We start from the raw sequence: 19727 nt of genomic DNA, 5'->3' as shown, positions 1-19727 counted from the left end.
GCACCAGACACAGCTCGCCTCGAGTTGCGGACGTGGTTCACGGCCTGGGTCTGTCGGTGTCTGCCAGAATCGGAGGTCTTGTCCCACTCGGTGAAGCGAATCCCTTCCGCCATGGCTCAGTACGCCTGGTCGGGCCGGACACCGATCACGCTCATGCGTCGCCGGGATCCCGTCGGAGCCGTCGAACCTCCGCGACCAGGCGGGGGATGGCCTCGCGAGCAGCGGCGATGAACCGAGCATTCTCGTCCCAGAGTTCGTCTGCGACATCGACGTAGCGCGGCTGTTGGACGAGAGTGGCAGCGACGATCTGCCGGTGGTCGAAGTCCGGCCAGCGCTCGCCGAGCCCGGTGTCGGGCGTGATGCTGACGGCGACGAGGCTCATGGCGTAGTCGTCATCGAGGAAGCGGACGTGCCAGGGCCCCGGGGTGGCGGCTTCGGCGAGTTCTTGGATTTCGGCGAGTTCCTCGTCGGTCAGCGGTTGAGGGGTGTCCATCGGCTGCCGGCTCCTCGGCTTCGATCAGGTGCCGCGTCAGGGCAACGCCCGCGCGTCGGTCTGCTCGGCGGCCTGGACGGTCAGAAGAGCCGAGGGGGAGAGTCGTGAGATCCCCGTGCCCTTACCGTTCTTGGAGCAGTGAAGGCTATGAATCAGCGCAGCTAAAATATGGCCGGCCTTTCGTTGCCTCGCCGACATTGCCTTGATGGCACAGGGCCGCGCGGTGATGTCACTCATCGCCAGACCTGGACAGTCTTGCCATCCTTAGAGACTCGATGATAGTTGATCATCGATAGTTCCAGCTTGAAGACCATTCCGTGCTGGATGCGGATGTCGCTGACTGTCCTTGATGTCGGCTCGCGAAGGCACCGGGTCATTGGCGGGTCGTTGGACGTGTACTTATCCGGCTCATTGATCAGTGTTTTCCTGCTGCTTCGCACCGTGTCCCATGACAACGTCTGTTCGGTGTCGAACAAAAGGGCTGGTTCCGGAGTGTCCTGAGCGGCCGGGTGTGAGGTTTCGCCCCGGTAGTAGTCGATAATGGGACTGCCGTGGCTTCCGTGGTGAAACGGGATGGTAGCGCCAGGGGCCCCGTGGGAGGAATCATGGTCCCCAGCGGCGAGGATGCCGTCCAGGACGTCAGCGATCCGGTGCGGGTCGGCGCCGTAGTAGGCGGTAACGCGCAGGCCGCAGCGGATCTTGTACTGGTCGTCACCGGTCTGGAAGAACAACTGTTTTGCTGTTCCCCCGGCGCATAAGTCGTTCACGGTGACCAGACCAAGGGTCAGAGGGGTGTTCTTGGCGTACGCGTTCACGATCATCCGCAAGTGATCCTCAGCCGCCTTCCGGGACTGCTGGGCCTGCGCGCTGCCCGCGAGGTCGCGCACCTCCTTCTGGCTCGTGGCGCGGTCATGGGACGAGCAGGCGGAGAGCACGAGGATGAGGAGAAGACCGAGAAGGCGTTTTACACTGTCGCGCACGGCAGATACGGCGGTAAGGACCCACTTCAAAGTCATCTGCCCATTCTCGCAGCGTAGTTGGCAGCGTCCATCGGCACGCGTACTCATACGGAGCCGGGAGCACCCCGTGGGAGTGCCCCCGGCCGCGGTGCGCACTTTGCGTGGTTGCAGGCCCATTCCTGTCATGGTGCGTTCCAGGAGGTTTGCGTGGAGGCGCGCACCCGCGATTTGGGATGGAACGACTGGGCCGACAGGCCGCACGGTGAGGCCCACGGACGCAAGGACTCCCACTTGATCGGCGGCCGGCACGGCGATCCAGGAGAGCCAGTACGTCGACAGCGGCCTTGGCTGGTCGTCCCTCGCGATTCCTACGGCAACAGCCTGCCACTTCGAGGCCCGCTTGTTCGACGCCGGACGTTGAACGCGAGGCTCACGGATTCCAATACGTCGGCAGTGAGGCGAGAAACAGTGCGCCGTCCCCAAGGAGAACGAACTGGATCACAGCGGTCACCCAGCACCGCAAGAGCAGAGCCAGCAGCATGGTCGCCGGTCCAGCAATGCCGCGAACGATGCGGCCTCGAAGTCCCGGACGCGGTGCTCTTCAGTGCGTTTCCACATATGAGGACAGACACCCGGCCGGGGAACGCCGCTTGCGCCCGCCAGGCACTCCTGTCACGAGCATCTGACGCCGTCCGGAGCGCGGCAAGGCGGAGTTCTCGATCCGGGCCGTGCCGTCTCCCAGCTCCGTTGAGTAGTGTGATGGCTGCCCCACAGCCGGAATGTACATGGAGAGGCCCGCGTCATGCCCACCGCGAGATTCTTCTTCGACGCGGGTTCAGGCTGTGTCCTGTGGACGGTTCCGGAGGACCGGGGGGCGTGGGGCTATGCGGTCGATCTGGATCGACTGCCCATAGGTGAGGACCTCCGACGCGACCTGGTGGCGCTCATCGCGCGCTACGACACGTCGCTGAACTGGGACTACCCTCCACACCCGGGACCGTGGCGCGAAGCGGAATGCGCCGACTTCAACGAGGCCGTCTACGAAGCGCTCGGCCGGCTGCGCGCCGAACTCCAAGCGCAATGGACGATTTACAACGAGTTCGACGCGCTTCACGAGGACCCGGACCTCGACCGCTATCTGGCCAACCCGACCGGATTCGTTCGCACCTGACCGGAGTGGACCCAGTAGCCACCGGCGCTCCCGTCGTCTTCGGAGTGTTGGCTCAACGTCCGGTCGGGGGCGGTCTACTGGGAGTAGTACGCCTTGCTGCTGACCGCTGGGCTCTGGGAGTCGTGCGCCACAGCGGTGGCTGCTTCGCCTTTGATTTCGATGGTGGGGGCGCCATGGCAGGGGACGCGGGTGAAACCCCCCAATGGAGTCGGCGGAGACGACCTGCTGGCTTTGGTCCTCAGGCGGCTGGTCGTCGACCAGGTAGACCCGGACATAGGCCGGCCACGCGTTGGGGTTGGTGAGGCGGACTTTGGAGAACTGTTCGAACCGGGATACCTCACGGCCCGCGTCGTCCAGCGTCTGCGTGGTGACCGGCTCACGACCTGCCACCACAACAACGGAAGCACAGTTCCCCTGCAGCGGCAAAGGCCTCGACGCCGGGCGTTCCGGCGACGACGCGTGCAGTAAATGTCAGCCGGTCAAGCCAGTGGGCAGTTGACCGTGCAGGGGTGCGGTGTCCTCGTCAGCGACGGCGGGCGAGGGTCCCCAGTGCGGTGAGGGAGAGGGCGCGCCCTCCATCGCCTCCAGCTGCCGCGCGCCTCCCGTCGACCGCGCGCTCACGCGACGAGCCGGGGTGACGGATCAGACCGGGGCCTCGCATCCAAGATCGCTCAGCTGGACGAGATGCGCTCGACTTCCAGCAGCTGGGTGGCGTCGATGCGGCCCTCCTCCAAGGAGAGGAGCCAGGGCAGCAGTTGTGGAGTGGCGTGCAGCTCGTCGTAGAAGCCGAGATGGAGGTCGGCGAGCTCATCCCGGACGTGGGCGCCTTGGCGGACCGCGAAGTGACCGAGAGCCTGGGCGACGTGTGTCTTCCCGACCCCGTTTCGCCAAGACCAGCCGGATCCTGGCGGACCTCGCCGGCGGCCACGCGGACCGCACCTGGGACAAGCGGATCCGTGAACTGGTACGGCCCGACGTGCTCATCCTCGACGACTTCGCCATGCGCCAGCTCGGAGCGGCCCAGGCCGATGACCTCTACGAACTGGTCAGCGAGCGGCAGGGCCGGTCCCTGATCATCACCAGCAACCGGGCGCCCAGCGACTGGTATCCCCTCTTCCCCAACCCAGTCGTCGCCGAGTCGCTCCTGGACCGGCTGATCAACACCAGCCACCAGGTCAGCATGAACGGCCCCAGCTACCGCCCGAACAAGCGGCCTAAGAACCACCGACAGGCCCGTCAAGCCACTCACCTGACGACCCGACCGGTCAGAATCCGGCGTCGGCAGGCCGCTGATGCCCGCACGGCGCCGGATTGCCGATCTTGTCGAAGACCTCGGCGTCACTTCCCGAATTCACCCACACCGTGATGCCCTGATCATGAACGACGACGTTGAACGGCGAGTCCTCGGGCTCCGTCCCGGTCACGACGGTGAACTCCTCACCCGGACGCATCCAGTGATCAGTTCCCCACGGTTCCACCCAGAGGCAGAGCAGGCTGCCTGTCTCATTGCTCACGCTCGTCTTCGACACGCAGGCACTCTAACGAGCAGCGTCGTCGGCACGAGACACCTGGGACACGACGGGAGCCTGGGGAATTGCGTGAGCGTCCACAGTGGCAGCCCCGAGCGTCACGGCTCCCTACCCAGTGCAGGTCCTCACAGTGGTGTGCCAGGGAAGGCCGAGGCGACCGTGCGTATGGTGGGCAGGACGTACCAGCCGTCGTGATCAACGATAGAAGTCCGGCGCCGACGCCGCCTGATCGGGCCCCAGGCCCCACCTAGGCGGTGCGCCCGGACCAGTTGGCCGCTGACGCGCCGTGCTGAGGGGTACGTTATCTGATCGGGTCACCGGCAGTAGGGATCGGAGTCGGGGGACCCGCTCCAGATGTACTGCCCGTCGGGCCGCACGGTCATCCCGAAGTCGTACACCGAGGGCTCGCCGTGTCGTGTCCAGAGTTCGAGGGCGCACATGGCTTCGCCGGCAAGCCGGCGGGGGCCTCCCTGATCAGCGTCGGCCACGCCGATTCCCGTCTGGCTGAGGGTGGCCCACGAGGAGTGGCCATCGTGGAGATATCCGTCGACGGTGCCGTCGTCGCGGGTCCGGGTGAAGACGTCCACGTCGGGCAGGCCGACACGGAGGGCGAACAGCACGTTCGCGTCGTTCAGCCGGTCGGGGGTGAAGGAGACGGTGCCCTGGTGGTCGGGCGGGCGGTCGCCGCGGACCTGGCGCCAGCCACGGCGGGAGGGCGCGGTGCCCCGGGTGGGCATGAACGCGGCCAGCCCTTGCATCCAGCCGGTTGCCGACATGCCGTCCTCGGCGACGGTGAGCGCCACATGCCCGAGGCGGCCCCACGGCGTGACGATGCGTCCGCCTGGCCGCGTCTGCTCGATCCAGGCCCACGGCACGTCCTCGACCGCGTACGTGGAGATCACGCGGTCGTAGGGCCTGCCGTCGGGCCAGCCCAGCGCACCGTCGCCGGTGTGCACCGCCACGCGTGCACCCACGGCCTTCAGCCGCTCCTGGGCTGCCGCGGCGAGGACGGGGTCGATCTCGATGGTGGTGACCAGGCCGGGGCCGGCCCGCCAGTCCAGCAGCGCGGCGTTGAGCCCCTGGCCGGTGCCGAGTTCAAGGACGCGATGACCGGGCTCCAGCATGAGGGAGTCGAGCATGTCCGCGATGATCGCCGGACACGACAGGCTGGAGCTGGGCACGCCGCCGTCGATCTGTGTAATGGCCGGCGCGTCCAGGCCCGCGTACACCTCGGACAGCCACTTGTGCGGTTCGCTCTCCCGGTCGATGGGAAGGTAGGCGTATCCGTCCCAGTGCCACAGCCGGTCCGGCGCGAACTCATGCCGTGGCCGCGCCGCGAAGGCGTCGCGGACCCACGGTGAGTCCGCAGGCCAGGCTGCGCGCTTGTCCATCGCGACGGCCATCCGGTGGGCGCGTCCCTCACCCGTCACAGGTCACTTCCTGCGGGTCCCGGACGGAGGGGGCGGCGGCGGAACCTGCCCATCACCGTTCCCGGGCGGCGGCTCGCCCTTACCCAGATCCGGATCCGGCTTGCGGTGATCACCCATCGGACCTCCTTTGCTCATCCGGCCACAGCATGGCGCGCCGACCGGTGCGCCATGCTGGGAACGCTGGAGAATGGCCGGAACGGGGCGCCCCCGGGCATTCCGGCGAAGGCGCCAGCGGGCAACGGATCCTGCAGGGGTGCGCTGTCCTCTCCACCGGATGGTGCGGGGTGGGGCATGGCATGTGCCCTATGGGGCGCATCTTCAGGGGCAGAGGCTGACGTAGGCGGCCAGGTAGGTGTGAACGATTACCGGCGGTGCCGGACCACGAGGTCACTGTGGCCGTCGCGGTCGAGGTCGCCGACGGACAGGCTTCGGTCGTAGGCATTTCCCGACCGCATGTACCGCTGGTCCGCCGCACCCCCGACCGCCACCCACTACCGGTTCATCCGTCTGTGGCCCCGCCGAATTGCGACTGCTACACGCGTCACGGCATGACCGAGTTCAGCGCGCCGCGAGGTGGTGAACACCCGCTATCTATGGCGAACCGTCTCGGGGGCGATGGCAGGGCGGGTGGCGTCGGTGACGCCGTTTGTCGAAATAGTGTTCCGTTGCCCGGGGATGTGGGGTTACGGTCGGGGCCACGCAAGATCGATGAGTGGGGGATCCCATGCGTGCTACTCGTGCCCTGCCCGGACGGCCACCGGGAATCCGCGAAGACGCTGACGGTCTGACCCAGCGCCAGCGCGCCATTCTCTTCTTCGTGGCCGCCTTCATACGTGAGCGCGGCTATCCGCCGTCCATGCGGGAGATCGGCGAGGCGGTCCACCTGGTGAGCACCAGCTCCGTCGCCCACCAGCTTCACGCTCTGCAGAGCAAGCATTTTCTGCGCCAGACCCCCACCGGCCGCGCGCTTACGCACTGACCCTGCGGGGCCAACAACTCACCCATGTCCACCGTCATCCGGAGCCGTCAGATGCAGACCTTGCCGAGCGCGCCGGCCAAGCTGAACGGGCCGCCGACGTGGTCTACGTCCCGCTCGTCGGCCACATCGCAGCCGGCGCCCCCCTGCTGGCCGAGCAGGATGTCCAGGACCTGCTCCCGATGCCCGTCGCACTGGTCGGCCACGGCGAGCTGTTTGCCTTGAAAGTGACAGGCCAGAGCATGACCGACGCGGGCATTCTCTCGGGTGACACCGTCACGGTCAGGCGCCAGCCCACCGCTGAGCAAGGCGACATCGTGGCCGCCCTGGTCGAAGGAGACGGCGCCACGGTGAAAAAACTCCGCTTCGCCGACGACGGCAGCATCTGGCTCCAGCCTTGCAACACAGCCTTCACCCCCATCCCACTCGACGAGAACGCCAGGATCCTGGGCAAAGTCGTGGCCGTCCTGCGGACCCTGTAGCCACCCGCCAATGGACAGCCCAGATCACCCACTGGCCCGACGCGTATAGCCATCGTCGTGGAGGGAGGGCCCGCGTACGTGCGAAGTGGCCGCGGGCCCACCCGTACCGCTCGTCCTGACGACGGCGGCACCACCACGGTAAAGGGCAATAGGCCCCGGATGGCTGTTCTTCTCGCGGTACGCCGCCGACGACATGGACCGTTGAGCAGGTCGGGTAACGTGAGCTGCTCATCATTTGGGGGGTCTTGTGCGAACGATGAGCCGTACATCCTCAAGGCCGTTTACGCGGGCGCCAGGTTCCACAGCGCAACGACGTTCAGTGCATTCGACGAGCCGCTGGATGTGCGGCCCCCGGCCAAGACCGACGTGCTGGACGCGCGCTCCTTGTAGGCAAGCTTCCAGAAACGGTGCTGTGCGGAAGATGAAGGTTCTGTCGCCCTTCGGATTCGCCCTGCGGGGGGAGGCTTCAACCCGCCTCATGCTGCGTTAGCCGAAGACGTCGTGGGTCGCGTCCACGGACGTGGTGTACCGATGCGGCTGACCGGCACGGTTGTTGGCATCACCCACATGGCCTGGAGGCCCTGTTCAGACCAGTCGGCGGTGGCGCCGCAGAGGCTGGGAGTTTCGCCGAGGCAGAGCGGTGTCAGTGCTCCGTGAGACAGTCGGGCGCTAACCGAGCTTTGAGGGAGGGCGCATGCGTGTGTTGCCGGAGATTGTTGGACGCGATGAGTTTGCCGCCTTGATCATCAGGACCGACTACGACGACGAAACCGCGTGGCATGCGGTGGCAGCGGAGCTGGTGCAGCCATGGGGTGAGAACGGCGAGTTCGAAGCTCGCGTCCACCTTGTCGATGATCCGGTCTGGGCCGAAGCCGCGCCCGACGAGGTCCTCGCTGCTGTCAGCCGGGATGAGAACCTGAGCGTGGTGTTCGTGGTCGACCGTGTGACTGTTCAGTCCGCTCAGCACGCGCTCCTTGCGCTCAATATGTGGGGCGAGGAGGAGGATCTCGATCCGATGTACTACCAGGAGCTCATCGACTCCCCATCACCCCGTGAGTTCCGTACCGCTCCGGCCGCCGTCCACGACGTCCACGCGAACCTGTCGCTCGCGAACGTAGATTTCGAGGAGTTCGCTGAGGCCGCGTCCACCGACCCCGAGGGTGTCCTCCGGCCCTTGTAGAGCGGTAGATCGCTTCAGCTGCCGAGGGCGGGTGACGGGCCCCGGTTTCGGGGGTGTCGTGGTCGATGCGGGGGTCGTCGGTGCAGGCGGCGAGGATGTCGGGGCCGATGTAGCGGCGTTGTTCGGTCCATTCGTCGGTCTGCTCGGCCAGTACCGCGGTGATGAGGCGGAGGACGGCGTCGCGGTCGGGGAAGATACCAACCACGTCGGTGCGCCGGCGGATCTCCTTGTTCAGCCGCTCCTGCGGGTTGTTCGACCAGATCTGCTTCCAGACCTGCTGCGGGAACGCGGTGAAGGCGAGCAGTTCCTCGCGGGCGGCCTCCAGATGGGCCGCGGCCTTCAGGAACCGCTGGGACAGCGAGGTGATGACGTGGTCCATCTGCCGGTTGATCGCCTCGGCGTCAGGCTGCTCGAACACCGTCCGCAGCAGTGTCATCACGCCGCTGACCGCGGACTTCGGAACCTGCGACGCCAAGTTGCGGGCGTAGTGGGTTCGGCACCGCTGCCACTGCGAGCCGGGCAAAGTGGCGCCGATCGCGTTGACGAGGCCGGGGTGGGCGTCGGAGATCACCAGGCGGACGCCGTCCAGGCCGCGGGCGACGAGCGAGCGGAAGAAGGCGAGCCAGCCGGCGCCGTCCTCGCTGGTCGCGGTGTCCAGGCCGATGACCTCGCGCCGTCCCTCGGCGGTGACACCGACCGCGATGAGACAGGCGATGTTGACGACGCGGCCGTCCTCGCGGACCTTCATGGTCAGCGCGTCGGCCCACACGAAGACATACGGTCCGGCGTCCAGCGGCCGGTTGCGCCAGGTGTCGAGCTGCCCGTCCAAGTGCTTGACCAGGGCCGAGACCTGGGACTTGGACAGCTGGGTGACGCCGAGTTCGCGGGCGATGCCCTCGACCCGGCGGGTGCTCACCCCGCGGACATAGCAGGTGGCGATCACGGACATGAGGGCCTGCTCGGAACGGCGGCGCCGCTCCAGCAGCCATTCGGGGAAGTAGGAGCCCTCGCGCAGCCGGGGCACGGCCAACTCCACGGTGCCCGCCCGGGTGTCCCACGGACGGGGCCGGTAGCCGTTGCGCCGGTTGACGCGGTCCGGACTGACCTCGCGGTACTCGGCGTTGCACTCTTCCTGCGCGTCCGCGCTCATCAGCGCGTTCGCGAAGGCGGCCAGCATCTGCCGCACGAGATCGGGACTCGCCGAGGCGAGGTAGTCCTCCAGCAGCTCGGGGAAGGACACACTGTGCGGAGCGGTCATCGGGGCCTCCAGGAACGGACTTTGATCGGTAGGTCCGGAGGCTCAGCCGGTGGCTGCTCCCTTATGCCCCACGCCACCCGCGTGCACGCTCAAACCACCCTGACCAGCGACGACCTCTACAACCCGCCGTACACCACGTCCATGGACGCGATCCGAGTGGGTATCGATGCTCATCGCCACCCGTGACGGTGACCGCCGCTGCAAGCTACCGCCCCACCAGCGCGCCCTCGTCGGCCTGGTCTATCTGCGCCGGCACGACACGCTCGCGCAGATCGCCGTCGGCCTCGGCATATCCGTCGGCACCGCCCACGACTACGTCCGGGCGGTCGTCCAGCACCTGTCCGGCCGGGCGGCGGGCCTCCGGCCGGTCCTGCGCGAGGCCGATGCGGATGACGTCCTGCTCGACGGGACACTCGCCGAGTGCGACCGGGTCGGCGACAGCCGGGCCGACTTCTCCCAGAAGCACCGCCGCCACAGCGTGACCGTGAGGTCGTGGCCGACCCGCCGGCAAACTGCTGTGGATCTCACCTGCCCTGCCCGGCCGCACCCACAACCTGACTGCGGCCCGCACCCACCGCATCATCCGGATCAGCGAACGCTATGGCGTCCCCGTGCTCGCCGACCGCGCCTACATCGGGGCCGGCCCCTGGGTGACCACGCCCATCAGACGGCTTCCCGACAGGGCCTCACCACAACCCAGCAGACGATCAACCGAGCCCTGTCAGTGGCACGAGCACCGGTCGAACGAAGCATCGCGCGACTGAAGTCCTGGCAGATCCTGCGCCGGGCCCGCTGCAGCCCCAACCGCATGACCGTCATCGCCGCAGCCGTCCTTACCCTGGAACATCAACGCTGAGGAACCTCAGTGCCGTTCCAGGGTGAGGACGGATTGGCAATGGCCGTCATCCAGTTGGGAACCGTCTCACGACCAGACGAGTCGCCCTTCGGCAACGGAACAGACGGGATAGTCCCCCGCGCCGATCCTCGTCAGCATCGCCGCCACGGAGTCAAAGTAGTGAGCCATCGATTCGTACTCGCCGGTGACCGTGGGCTCACCCACGAACCATCTGCCGATACGTCCGTCCCTCGCGTCGATGAACTTTCCCGTCCAGCCGTCCTGGTCCGACAGGAACGGGATCCACTCGTTACGCCAGAACGGGTTGTCCGGCTGATCCGGCGGGTCGAATCCGCAGGACGTGGAGCGGTTCGCGTAGAGCCTCTCCATCGTCCGGATACCCAGAAAGAAGCTCCCCTCGTCGGGGAACCCGTCGAAACCGCAACATTGCACTTCGTCGTCGAAATCTTCCTCTGGCAGATCCAGATTGTTCTGCAACAGCCACGTCCGCAGGTCCCCATGCAGGGAGATCGCCATCCGTTCCTCGGCTGCCGCGAGCATCTGCTCCGTAGCGGGCCCGGGCAGATCCGCGTGATCGGCCGGCGCGTGCTCCCGAAGCAGACTCATCACACGCGACCAACTCTCAGCCACACTCATCGCCCTCTGTCCTCTCCATAGGGATGCCTCCGTCCGGCTACGCCCTGCGGAGGTCGGGGAGTACCGGTCGGAGAACCTTGCACTCTCCGCGATCCGCCTCGACGCCGTCGCAGTCGGCGAGCACTGAGTCCGCTACTTGGCCAGTAGGATCAACCACACCGCTCCGGCGGCGGACCTACGTCCCCGCCGCGCGGCGGGGCTGTCCTACTCGGCCGGCAGACGGAACATCGGTTCGAAGGCCGCGTCCTCCTCGCCCTCGACCGAAGGGAGGATGCCGTCCGGGACGGTGCGGGCGGCCGTGGTGAGGAGGCGGGCCAGGACCTCGGGCTCGGTGGCCGGGGGGAGGCGGAGGGCGGCGAGGAGGCGGTCGCGGACCTCGGGGTGGTCCGGGTTGTCCTCAAGGTAGTCGGCGTTGAGCGCGGGGGGACGGAAGCCGGCCAGGGCGTCGTGCCAGGAGGGGAGGACGATGGCCAGGGTCAGGGCCTCGGCGAGGGACTCCGCGATGAGGGAGGCCTGGCCCTCGGAGTCGGTGTAGAGGACGGGGCGGACGCGGTCGGGGCTGGCCGGGCCGCAGAGGTAGTGGGTGCCTCCCGCGTTGCAGCCGGCCACGGGCTCCACCGGGAGACCGGCCGGCAGGGTGATCGACTCGATTGGGTTGGTCCGTGTGAGGTCGAACTCGCCGTCGCAGGCAAGGTACGCCTCGACCTCGGGGTCGGCGGCGATCCGGCGGAGCAGGGCCTCGTCGGAGAGGGCGGCCGGGTTGAGGCCGCGGGCGGCTTCGGGGGTCAGGGGGTGGCCCGCGAGGACGTGGCGGACGGTGTCGAGGGGGACGGGCCGCCCGTAGTCCTCCTCGAAGTGCGCCTGGACGGCCTCGGGGGAGCGGTCGGTGAGGAGGCGGAAGAGGCGCCCGGAGCCGTCCGGGTCCGGGCTGCCCGCGGGGAACTCGATGGCCGAGCCGGTGTGCCAGGCGCTGCCGCCGGTCTCCCACCACAGGCAGGCGGTGACCCGCGGGGCGCCGAGGCCCTCGTCGACGAAGGCCGGGTCGTCCAGGAGCGGGCGCAGCGCGGCGGGCACCTCGTCGATGACACCGGGCCAGACCTGTTCGTCGTCCGTGCCGTACGGGCTCATCTCCGACTCGTGGTCGAAGCCGCGGACGAGCACACCGGCCGGGGTGAAGAGGACGGAGAAGTCGTCACCCGAGCCGTTGTCCATCAGGGCCGCCTCCGTCCCAGGCCCCCAGGTGGTGGAGAAGGAGTAGCGGCAGAACCGCGGGTCGCGGCAGATCGCCTGGTCCAGCACGGCCAGCGCACGCAGGTGCGCGCGGAGCTCGGCGGGGTCCGGGAGGAGGGCGGCGGTCGTGTGCACGGTGTCCATGGGCTCATGTAAGCAGCCGGCACTGACATCCAGGGCGGCGGATCGGTCACACCCTCTCTCTCACTCAGGGAACGAAAAGCCCAGCTCGCGCAGGCGGGACAAGCACACTGCGAGGCATTGCTCCACAGACGCGGCATCGGTTCACACAAGGACGTCCTCGCGCAACGGCGCTCCACTGGCAACGAAGGTCCAAGGCCTGCCCTTCTCTGCCATCCGCTCAGCGGCGACCTTGAATAGCACCGCAGGACCTGTTGGAGCTGATCGATGAGGCCGCCGCCGACGGGCGCGAAGAGTGCCGCAGACTGAACGCCTGCCGCAACGACGAACGGCCGGAGCCAGGGCCATGGTTTGCTCCACTGGCAGAGAGTCAGGCTGCTGGTGGCCCGCACACTTCCGCAGCGCTGACCTTCTGCGGGCGTGTTCGGCTGTGCCCCGGCACAGATCGGTGCGATGGACTTGGACGTGCTCATCCGGCCAACGCCGTCCCCCTGGGGACAGGCGGGCGCCTCCAGGACCGAATATACGATTCACCCATGACTCTGCTGTCCGTTGATCAGACGTCCAAGAGCTATGCCGCAGGCCAGGTGATGGGCGTCGTGCTGGTCACGGCGGTCGTGATGTTCCTGGTATGGAAGCTGTCCGCGTCATGGCGCGGCGCCGACGCCCGCAGGGAGGGTGTCGACGGCGAGGCGCCGGTGCCGGACGGGCGGCGTCGTGCCGTCGTGGTCGCGGTGATGGCCGCGGTCGCCGCCGTGGGCACCGTGATCGCCGCCGGGAATTACCATCCCGAGGCACGCGCCGCGCAGACGCGAAGTGGCGCCACGCCGACGGGTGCGGAGGGAGCCCCCGCGTCGCGTGCGGTCACGGCCCCGCGGGAGGTCGCCGGGTACCGGCTCCTGACCGACGACGAGGCAGAACGGGCCGGGGCGGCGCAGGGCACGTCCCACGCCGGGAAGCGCTGGTACTACGGCAAGGGCTCGGACGCCTCGGTACACGCGGTCCTCTTCATCAATACAGTGGAGTGGGACTCCGAACTCGGCGCGCAGAAGCGCAAGTACTCGATCACCCAGGAGTTCCGCAACTTCTTCGCCGGCGCCAAAGCACGCGATGTGGCGTCCTTCGATACGGGTCCGCTGGGCGGTCGCCTGAGCTGCGGATACCGCGACGGTCTGACGGGGGAGATCGTCATCTGCGCGTGGAGCGACGCATCCACCCTAGGCGCGCTGACCCTCACGGATGTGACCGAACTCTCCGAGGCTGCTCGGAAGACCACGGCGTTCCGCGAAGCCGCAGAAAACTGAATTCCAGCCATCACCTTCGACCGGGCTGGAGGTGCGTCCAGTGGGGGGAGAGTGAGAGGCACGCGGCGAACCCTGGCTCGCCCACCGGGGGCGCCAGACTCGGCACGTTCTCCACCGCAGGATGGAGAGTCAGATCCGCCCGGATCGGCCCGTTGCGGATCTCGGAGCAGCGCCGATGGTAAGGCGCCGAGTTCCGCTCAGCTGGAGCTGGGCTCGCCCATGCCGGCCCGTTAGGGTAGGCCCTATGGAGAGGGCTCGGCTGGGGGAGGACGGCAGGTATTACGGCGACCTGCCGTGCAAGTGGTGCCATGTACTCATTCCACATCACGGGCGGAAGCGTCCGCGGCGATACTGCCGCACGACCCACCGTTGGAAGACCTACGGCACGAACGTCGTGACCCTCGTTCTCGGCGTCCTCAGCTGACGTCGCCGGAATCCGGCAACCGCCGGACCGAGCCTCGTCCCGCACACCACTCCTTCGCCCTGCGAACGGAACACCGCCCTCTATAGGGCGTAGGGCGTCGACGGTACGGGGCGTGGGCTGTCGCACCCGTGGCCGGAGAGAGTCCGGCGGCCATACCACCGTTCCCGGTCTGTCACGCCGACCACCCTCACACGCCTGGACCTACCGGAACGCGGCCCCGGCGGAACCGGGATATGGGCCGCGGGGCGTTGCCCGAGCGGTGTGCGAGTGTAGGGGTGGAGTCGTTCGGTGTGGTGCGGGAGGGGTGCTACGGCGGTGCAAGGTGACGGCTGGAGCGGGATGGGAGGGGACTGGACGGATCACGACACCGTCCGGTGGCGTCTTGAGCAGGGAGCCGATCCGGAGGCTTGGAGAGCGGGTCGGCCTCTCCACTGGGCCGCCGTGCACGGCTCGGCACAAGTGGTCGCGGAGTTGGCCCGGCGGGTCGCGGACGTGGACGCGCTGGAGATGGGGGTGACGGCGCTGTGGGAGGCGGTCATGTCCAGGAAGCCGGACAACGCGCTGGCCCTCGCCGCTGCCGGGGCCGACCCGTGGCGGGAGTTGATAGGCGGCTGGTCGCCGGGCCGGCTGAGTCTGGCCGGCCCGACGCCGGACCTGTTCGCGCTGCCGGCCGGTGAGCGAGGCCTGAGTGAAGCCGAGCGCACCACGGCCGCGGAGGGTGCCCGGCTCGTGGGCGCACTGGGGACCTTCCACTATGACGGCACGGGGCTGGCCTGTGTGGCCGGGATCGACGCGGCCGAAGCAGTGAACCGTCTGCAGGCCACACCAGCGGACCGCAACCTGGTCGAGGAACTGCTGGAAGACCGGTACGCGTACGTCACGGATGAGACCGTGCAGATCATCGGCCTCACGACCGTGCATGGCGGCTGCGTGGTCACCCAACCCTGGGGCTCCGCGCCGAGCACTCCGGGCGTGCTGACCCGGCTGTCCGCCGGCACCCTCTGCTACGGCGTGTTCGCCAACCCCAAGAGCGGCAACCAGGGCAGCATCGCCCGCAACGGCGCCATCGAAGCCTGGGGCCTGCACCCCGGCGGCGCCCCCGACCAGAGCAGCACCACAGAAGAAGTCCTGGCCGCCTACCTCTACCAGCACCACGCCGTGGCTTACACCTGTGCCTTCGCGGGACTGCGCCTCACCGATACACGTCCGGTCACCGGACCGTGCGACCTATGGGCTCAGTTGCCCCGGCGCGACTACTGGAACCAGTGACACGGGCGAGACCGGGTCGCCCCCGCCATGGAAGCAGCTGAGGGATGCGCGGACAACAACCCTGCTGAAGCATGGTGGCCGGAGCATCAGTAGAAGGCGACTTCCGGCGCATCAACTCCGCCGGCCTGGAGCGGAGGACTGGTACCGGCTCACGAACACGATGGCGGTGCTCTCGCTGCACGAACTGGGCCGCCAATGTGTGGACTCCGTCGAAGACGCGGTCAGGGCGAGGCCCTCGATGGCGCGGGGCGATCGGTCGTGCTGGTGCTCCTTGTCTCGGATTCGGGGTGGGGTGCGGCGCCGCCATCCTCCCACTTGCCGCGGCGACGGCCGCCGCCGCGCTCAAGGCCGGTCGCCTCAAGCTTTACGCCGACCGGCACCGCATCGAGCTGAGGCCCCGGCCTCGCCGCTCCTGCCCCGACTGCCGCGGCGAGGGCAGCTAGTGGGTCGGCGGAGCCTTCCCCGAGAGGGAGGCGTGCGGCTGCTCTCGCGCTACCGCAGTCTCCACACCGCCGGAGCCTTCGTCAACGGCATGCCGCCCATGGGTAACCAGTTGAATCTCCCCGCATTTGGTCACCTGATGGGGAGTCAACTGGTCACGGGGTCGGTGACCGTCGGTGACTCAATTCAGGCGCGTCACCCATCTCGTTCGGCGGATCCCGCGACGGCCACGCCAAGGCCGGTGGGAATATGGGCCACCGCCAGGGCGACGGCATCCTCGGCTGTGGCGGTCTCTCCGACGGTGTCGGCGTGCGGGCGCTTCATCACGCGGAAGGGGCTGCCGTTGTGTGCCGGGGCTATGGCGACCTCATTCCGGAAGGGGAAACCGGTGCAGGAGCTGAAGCCAAGCATCCAATGACTGGAGTACACATAGAGCTGCCGCAGCCTCGGGTTGGCGTGAGCCGCTTCCACCAGTGCGCCGAACTCTGGGAAATCCGGGGCCTCGGTCGCCTCCGCCCGCGTCTTCCGCCACTGCAGCTCTACTACCCCCGCCGGCCCGCGTTCGTGCGCTTCGGCGCGTTCACTGGAGTGCAGAAAGGGCAGGTCAGCCTGCAGCTCCCGCAGGCTCCTGAACTGCCCCCACGCCACGCCGGCTCTGACGACATCCGCCAGGTCCGACGCGGCTCCGGCCGACTCGGACGGGCAGACTCGTCGCCGCGCCTCTGAACTAGCCACCCGATGCGGCGCGCCCGCGACTCAAGGCCGGAGCTCCAGCAAGAAACGGAGGGCCCGTAAAACAGTGCCACCACGGCCGCATAGAGCAGCGGCCTGGGCCCCGAGCAGCGTCTGAACGTAGCCGAGTTGCTCAACTCGGCTGACATGGGCGGTGGCTGGTATCGGATGAGGTGGCTGATTGTTCATGACTGTGGTGGTGTCGAGACGCCCCGTGCGGCGTTTGGGGCGGCGTGAGTGCTGTGTGTGCTGCGATAGTCGATGCATGGGTCGAACACATGAACCTGCTGACGGGATTGCCTGGACGGAGCAGGAGCAGCAGACCGTACGCGCCGCTCTGATCGCTGCTAATGCTGAGCGGTGGGCCGGGGGGCAGCCCTGCACGGTGGACGCGCTGCTCGCACGGTGGTGTGGCGTGGTGTCTGGCGTAGAGACGGGCTACTCATGGTGCGCGGCGGAGCTGAGCAATGACATCTGGTCCCGCGGTGTGCTGGCGCGTATTTGGCCGCAGTTGCCACCCCGTGTGCAGTCCGCCTTTGAGGCACGGCTGCGTGAGGCGGATGAGCGGTTCTTGGCGGCGACGGTTCCGTGGCCCGGCCGAGGTGATGAGGAACGGTGGTGGCAGTGGCGGATCCCCCGGCTGCTGGAGGCCGAAGACGGAGACCCGTGCCACGGCGGATGGCCCCTGGGCTGGGAGTACATGCCGTTCCCGAGGCCGGATTCCGTGCACGTGATCGTCTGACGTGGCGGGGACGCAACATCCTCCGGCAGCACCCGCAGGAGCCCCTGAACCGACGTTTGGTCGAGGAAGCCACAGGCCACTCAGGGCTGATTCCATACAAGTGTATAGCGCCAGAACAGCCGTCGTCGCAGCCGTGCGCCAGGGAGGACATCTGTGGCTTCACGGACGATGTCGTCAAAGGTCATGTCTGCTGGGCGGGTAGGGGCGGTCATGGAGATGGGGCGCTGCGAGGGGCGGCCCTTGTTCTTCAGCCAGCCCATGGCAGCGTTGGCCGGAATGGCGACAGCACCGAGCAAGTGGTCGATAGGGGTCTGGGCGCGAGACAGGCCGACGATCACCAGGGTCCCTTCCGGAGCCAGATGACGGCGGAAACGGGTGAGCGCCAGGGTGAACGGCAGGTGGTGGATCGTGGCGACGCACGTGATGACGTCGTAAGGGCCGGCAGGAAGCTCGGCTATTGCATCCGCGACGGTGAAGGTGACGGGGAGCTGGGAAGGGGTCAGCTTCTGGGCCTGGGCTGTGATCACCGGATCGGAATCGACGGCCTGCACAGCATCGGCTCTTCCGGCCAGGAGCCTTGCGAGATCACCACTGCCGGAACCGACGTCCAGGGCGCGGTCGAAGCGCTTCGGCAACTGCCGCAGGATCCAGCGGTGGTAGCGGGCGTTGTGATCCCAGGGATAGGTGGCGTTTGAACCGTTCAAGAGCCCGCAGGACACGAGGCGACAAGATCTTCATCGCCCCAGTCCATCAAGTCCCTGCGGCATGCATACCCTGTTCCGGAACAAAGACCACTCGCTCACGGGCTGCCGGGCGCCTGCTGCGGGGCCGGCAGGGTGATGGCCAGCGCTGAGATCGTCAGTTGGCCGGTGCTGGCGGGTGCCGCCCTGTGGGTCGCGGTCTGCGTACGTGCGAGTGCCGCAGGCCCGGCTCGGTCCGTCCGCCTGTCAGGGTGACGGGCTTGATGTAATTAAGGGTTTGTTCGGGTCGTTCGCGTGGTTGTGCGGGGTTTGGCGCGTGTTTGGGTCACCCTGCCGGTGACGAAGACCGCGACGATGGATACGGCGCCTGAGGTGACGACGGTTGCGGCTTCGGGGCCTTGGTGCTGGTCGCTCATGTGCCAGGACAGCAGGAGGAGGCCGGTGAGGGCGGCGAGGCCGGAGAGGCTTCCGATGATCTGTACGACGATGGGGCCCCATGCCAGGCGGCGGGCGTTGACCTGGTCTTTGATTTTCTGCGCGAGGAGTTCACGGTAGACGTCGGGGCATTCTTTCGACAGCCATGCCAGGCCTTTCCACTCGGCCGGGATTTTAGCGGTGGTGACGTCTGCTTTCGCCTCGGTGGTGACGTCGGGTGCGGCGGGTCGTGCCGTGCTTTTCTTCCCCGCGCGGGGCCTGGGAGGCCGTGGTGTGGATTCCTCGACTGTCTTTTCTACCATCTGCGCCCCCGCCCTAGGAATGGTCCGGCTCGGTGAGGTTGTCGTGGAATCCGTGAGAACATGCCTGTTCGAACGCCTCGCTCAGCATCGCATCGATGAAATCCGGAGCCGCTGGTAGGGGGGGAGGCGGGGTGAGAGCCAGCGGGTCGAAGACCCTGCCCATTCCGTCCGCGAAGTCGAGCACCGCGGCACGCACGCTATAGCCGCCTTTCATGTCCGCTGCAGTCCCCGGTCCGCAATACGCGGCGGGCGCGGTGTCGGCCTCTGCATGCTCACCTCGCTGCTGTTCAGGCGCGTTATCGCGGTGACGGCCACTCTGGCGGAACAGTGTGACGGGACTGCCAGCAGTGATCGAGGGCCGGGGCTGCAGGACGACCGAGGCCGCCTGGATTTCCTCTGCACTGGCAGGAGCCGCGAGGAGAGGATGCGCGGAGGCGACCGTCAGCCCGGCAGCGACGAACAGGGCCCGCTTGCCGCGGAAGGAGTGCTTGACCGATTCGGAGAAGACCGGAGGCGCATGAGCAGCTGCGGGCTCCGCCTCAGCCCCGCGCTCCTGCGCCGGCAGCTCTTTGGCAGCGGTGCCCGCATCGGAATCTGCCTGCGGCACCCAGCGCGCTAGCTGGGTGAAGAGCACCGGCGTCGTCATGCCGACTGCTACGAGCGCGAAGGGCGGCAAGGAATGTGACGTTGCTGTGGCCACTCCGACTCCGGCCCCCAATGCGCATCGCAGGAACGCGGCGACCACGAACGCGGACAGCAGCACACTCTGCTGCTGCCCGGGAAGTCTCCGGGTCCGCCGGACTACAGAGACAATCTGCAGGAACTCCGTCCCCAAAGGTCCGCATCCAGCCCAAAGGGCTGCTTCCCAAATCGGCATGTGCCCCCTCTTCCATGCCAGCAACGGCAAGTGCCGCCAGCGTGACAGATCATCAGCCGGGCAGTTAGAGAGCATCTGATCTAGGTAGTTGGTGTTCTGGGATGGTTTTGTGACTGGTGTCTTTGGCGGTCGTTGGATGGGGCGTGAGTGTTCGTCGTG

Annotated in this window: 14 protein-coding genes and 6 pseudogenes; 8 read left to right on the top strand and 12 right to left on the bottom strand. The window is 67.6% G+C overall.

What is annotated here, in order from left to right; genetic code table 11:
• Positions 1 to 151: 151 nt before the first annotated feature.
• The 3 genes from ACZ5ID_RS34605 to ACZ5ID_RS34595 are packed head-to-tail and all read right to left on the bottom strand — an operon-like array spanning position 152 to position 1509.
• Positions 152 to 493 (bottom strand): hypothetical protein, encoded by a 342-nt coding sequence (locus tag ACZ5ID_RS34605; RefSeq protein ID WP_468906101.1) that lies wholly within the window; start codon positions 491 to 493, stop codon positions 152 to 154.
• Between the two features lie 36 nt (positions 494 to 529).
• The gene (locus ACZ5ID_RS34600) at positions 530 to 730 is read right to left on the bottom strand and encodes a hypothetical protein (protein ID WP_468906099.1); all 201 of its coding nucleotides are present in this window, start codon (positions 728 to 730) and stop codon (positions 530 to 532) included.
• Positions 727 to 1509, bottom strand: a complete 783-nt coding sequence (locus ACZ5ID_RS34595; RefSeq protein WP_468906097.1) for a hypothetical protein — start codon at positions 1507 to 1509, stop codon at positions 727 to 729. Before ACZ5ID_RS34595 ends, ACZ5ID_RS34600 begins: the two co-directional genes overlap by 4 nt.
• 745 nt (positions 1510 to 2254) lie before the next feature.
• Between ACZ5ID_RS34595 and ACZ5ID_RS34590 the strand changes: the two genes are divergently transcribed.
• The gene (locus ACZ5ID_RS34590) at positions 2255 to 2623 is read left to right on the top strand and encodes a hypothetical protein (RefSeq protein ID WP_468906095.1); all 369 of its coding nucleotides are present in this window, start codon (positions 2255 to 2257) and stop codon (positions 2621 to 2623) included.
• Between the two features lie 880 nt (positions 2624 to 3503).
• Positions 3504 to 3845: pseudogene (locus tag ACZ5ID_RS34585) on the top strand (ATP-binding protein); the annotation flags it as partial.
• Positions 3846 to 4466: 621 nt separating this feature from the next.
• Here ACZ5ID_RS34585 and ACZ5ID_RS34580 read toward each other — a convergent pair.
• A complete protein-coding gene (locus tag ACZ5ID_RS34580) occupies positions 4467 to 5582 on the bottom strand; it encodes a methyltransferase domain-containing protein (protein WP_468906093.1) in 1116 nt (371 codons plus the stop codon).
• A 362-nt stretch (positions 5583 to 5944) separates the two neighbouring features.
• The gene (locus ACZ5ID_RS34575; protein ID WP_468906090.1) at positions 5945 to 6037 is read right to left on the bottom strand and encodes an FG-GAP repeat protein; all 93 of its coding nucleotides are present in this window, start codon (positions 6035 to 6037) and stop codon (positions 5945 to 5947) included.
• A 269-nt stretch (positions 6038 to 6306) separates the two neighbouring features.
• Between ACZ5ID_RS34575 and lexA the strand changes: the two are divergent.
• Together lexA and ACZ5ID_RS34565 are read left to right on the top strand one after the other, a co-directional pair.
• Positions 6307 to 7040, top strand: a pseudogene (lexA, locus tag ACZ5ID_RS34570) (transcriptional repressor LexA).
• Between the two features lie 694 nt (positions 7041 to 7734).
• Entirely contained in the window at positions 7735 to 8220 is a 486-nt protein-coding gene (locus ACZ5ID_RS34565; RefSeq protein ID WP_468906087.1) for a DUF6924 domain-containing protein, read from the top strand.
• A 43-nt stretch (positions 8221 to 8263) separates the two neighbouring features.
• Here ACZ5ID_RS34565 and ACZ5ID_RS34560 read toward each other — a convergent pair.
• Positions 8264 to 9478: pseudogene (locus ACZ5ID_RS34560) on the bottom strand (IS256 family transposase); the annotation flags it as partial.
• 166 nt (positions 9479 to 9644) lie between these two features.
• On the opposite strand from ACZ5ID_RS34560, the pseudogene ACZ5ID_RS34555 reads away from it, so the two are divergent.
• Positions 9645 to 9755 (top strand): annotated as a pseudogene (locus tag ACZ5ID_RS34555) (transposase family protein); the annotation flags it as partial.
• 235 nt (positions 9756 to 9990) lie between these two features.
• Positions 9991 to 10334 (top strand): annotated as a pseudogene (locus ACZ5ID_RS34550) (transposase family protein).
• A gap of 66 nt (positions 10335 to 10400) precedes the next feature.
• On the opposite strand, the gene ACZ5ID_RS34545 reads toward ACZ5ID_RS34550, so the two are convergent.
• The gene (locus ACZ5ID_RS34545; protein ID WP_468906085.1) at positions 10401 to 10970 is read right to left on the bottom strand and encodes an SMI1/KNR4 family protein; all 570 of its coding nucleotides are present in this window, start codon (positions 10968 to 10970) and stop codon (positions 10401 to 10403) included.
• A 204-nt stretch (positions 10971 to 11174) separates the two neighbouring features.
• On the bottom strand, positions 11175 to 12344 hold the full coding sequence (locus ACZ5ID_RS34540; protein ID WP_468906082.1) for a hypothetical protein: 1170 nt from the start codon (positions 12342 to 12344) through the stop codon (positions 11175 to 11177).
• Between the two features lie 533 nt (positions 12345 to 12877).
• Between ACZ5ID_RS34540 and ACZ5ID_RS34535 the strand changes: the two genes are divergently transcribed.
• Together ACZ5ID_RS34535 and ACZ5ID_RS34530 are read left to right on the top strand one after the other, a co-directional pair.
• Entirely contained in the window at positions 12878 to 13645 is a 768-nt protein-coding gene (locus ACZ5ID_RS34535) for a hypothetical protein (protein WP_468906080.1), read from the top strand.
• A gap of 763 nt (positions 13646 to 14408) precedes the next feature.
• Entirely contained in the window at positions 14409 to 15338 is a 930-nt protein-coding gene (locus ACZ5ID_RS34530) for an ankyrin repeat domain-containing protein (RefSeq protein ID WP_468906077.1), read from the top strand.
• A 636-nt stretch (positions 15339 to 15974) separates the two neighbouring features.
• Here ACZ5ID_RS34530 and ACZ5ID_RS34525 read toward each other — a convergent pair.
• The 4 genes and pseudogenes from ACZ5ID_RS34525 to ACZ5ID_RS34510 form a co-directional block, all read right to left on the bottom strand.
• Entirely contained in the window at positions 15975 to 16427 is a 453-nt protein-coding gene (locus tag ACZ5ID_RS34525; protein WP_468906075.1) for a DUF6193 family natural product biosynthesis protein, read from the bottom strand.
• A 906-nt stretch (positions 16428 to 17333) separates the two neighbouring features.
• Positions 17334 to 17991 (bottom strand): annotated as a pseudogene (locus tag ACZ5ID_RS34520) (class I SAM-dependent methyltransferase).
• A gap of 232 nt (positions 17992 to 18223) precedes the next feature.
• Entirely contained in the window at positions 18224 to 18691 is a 468-nt protein-coding gene (locus ACZ5ID_RS34515; RefSeq protein WP_468906073.1) for a hypothetical protein, read from the bottom strand.
• A gap of 13 nt (positions 18692 to 18704) precedes the next feature.
• Entirely contained in the window at positions 18705 to 19337 is a 633-nt protein-coding gene (locus ACZ5ID_RS34510) for a hypothetical protein (RefSeq protein WP_468906070.1), read from the bottom strand.
• Positions 19338 to 19727: the final 390 nt, after the last annotated feature.

Source organism: Streptomyces sp. NPDC031670, assembly GCF_055580545.1.
The sequence above is the reverse complement of the archived record's forward strand: the minus strand, read 5'-3'. Positions and strand labels throughout refer to the sequence as shown.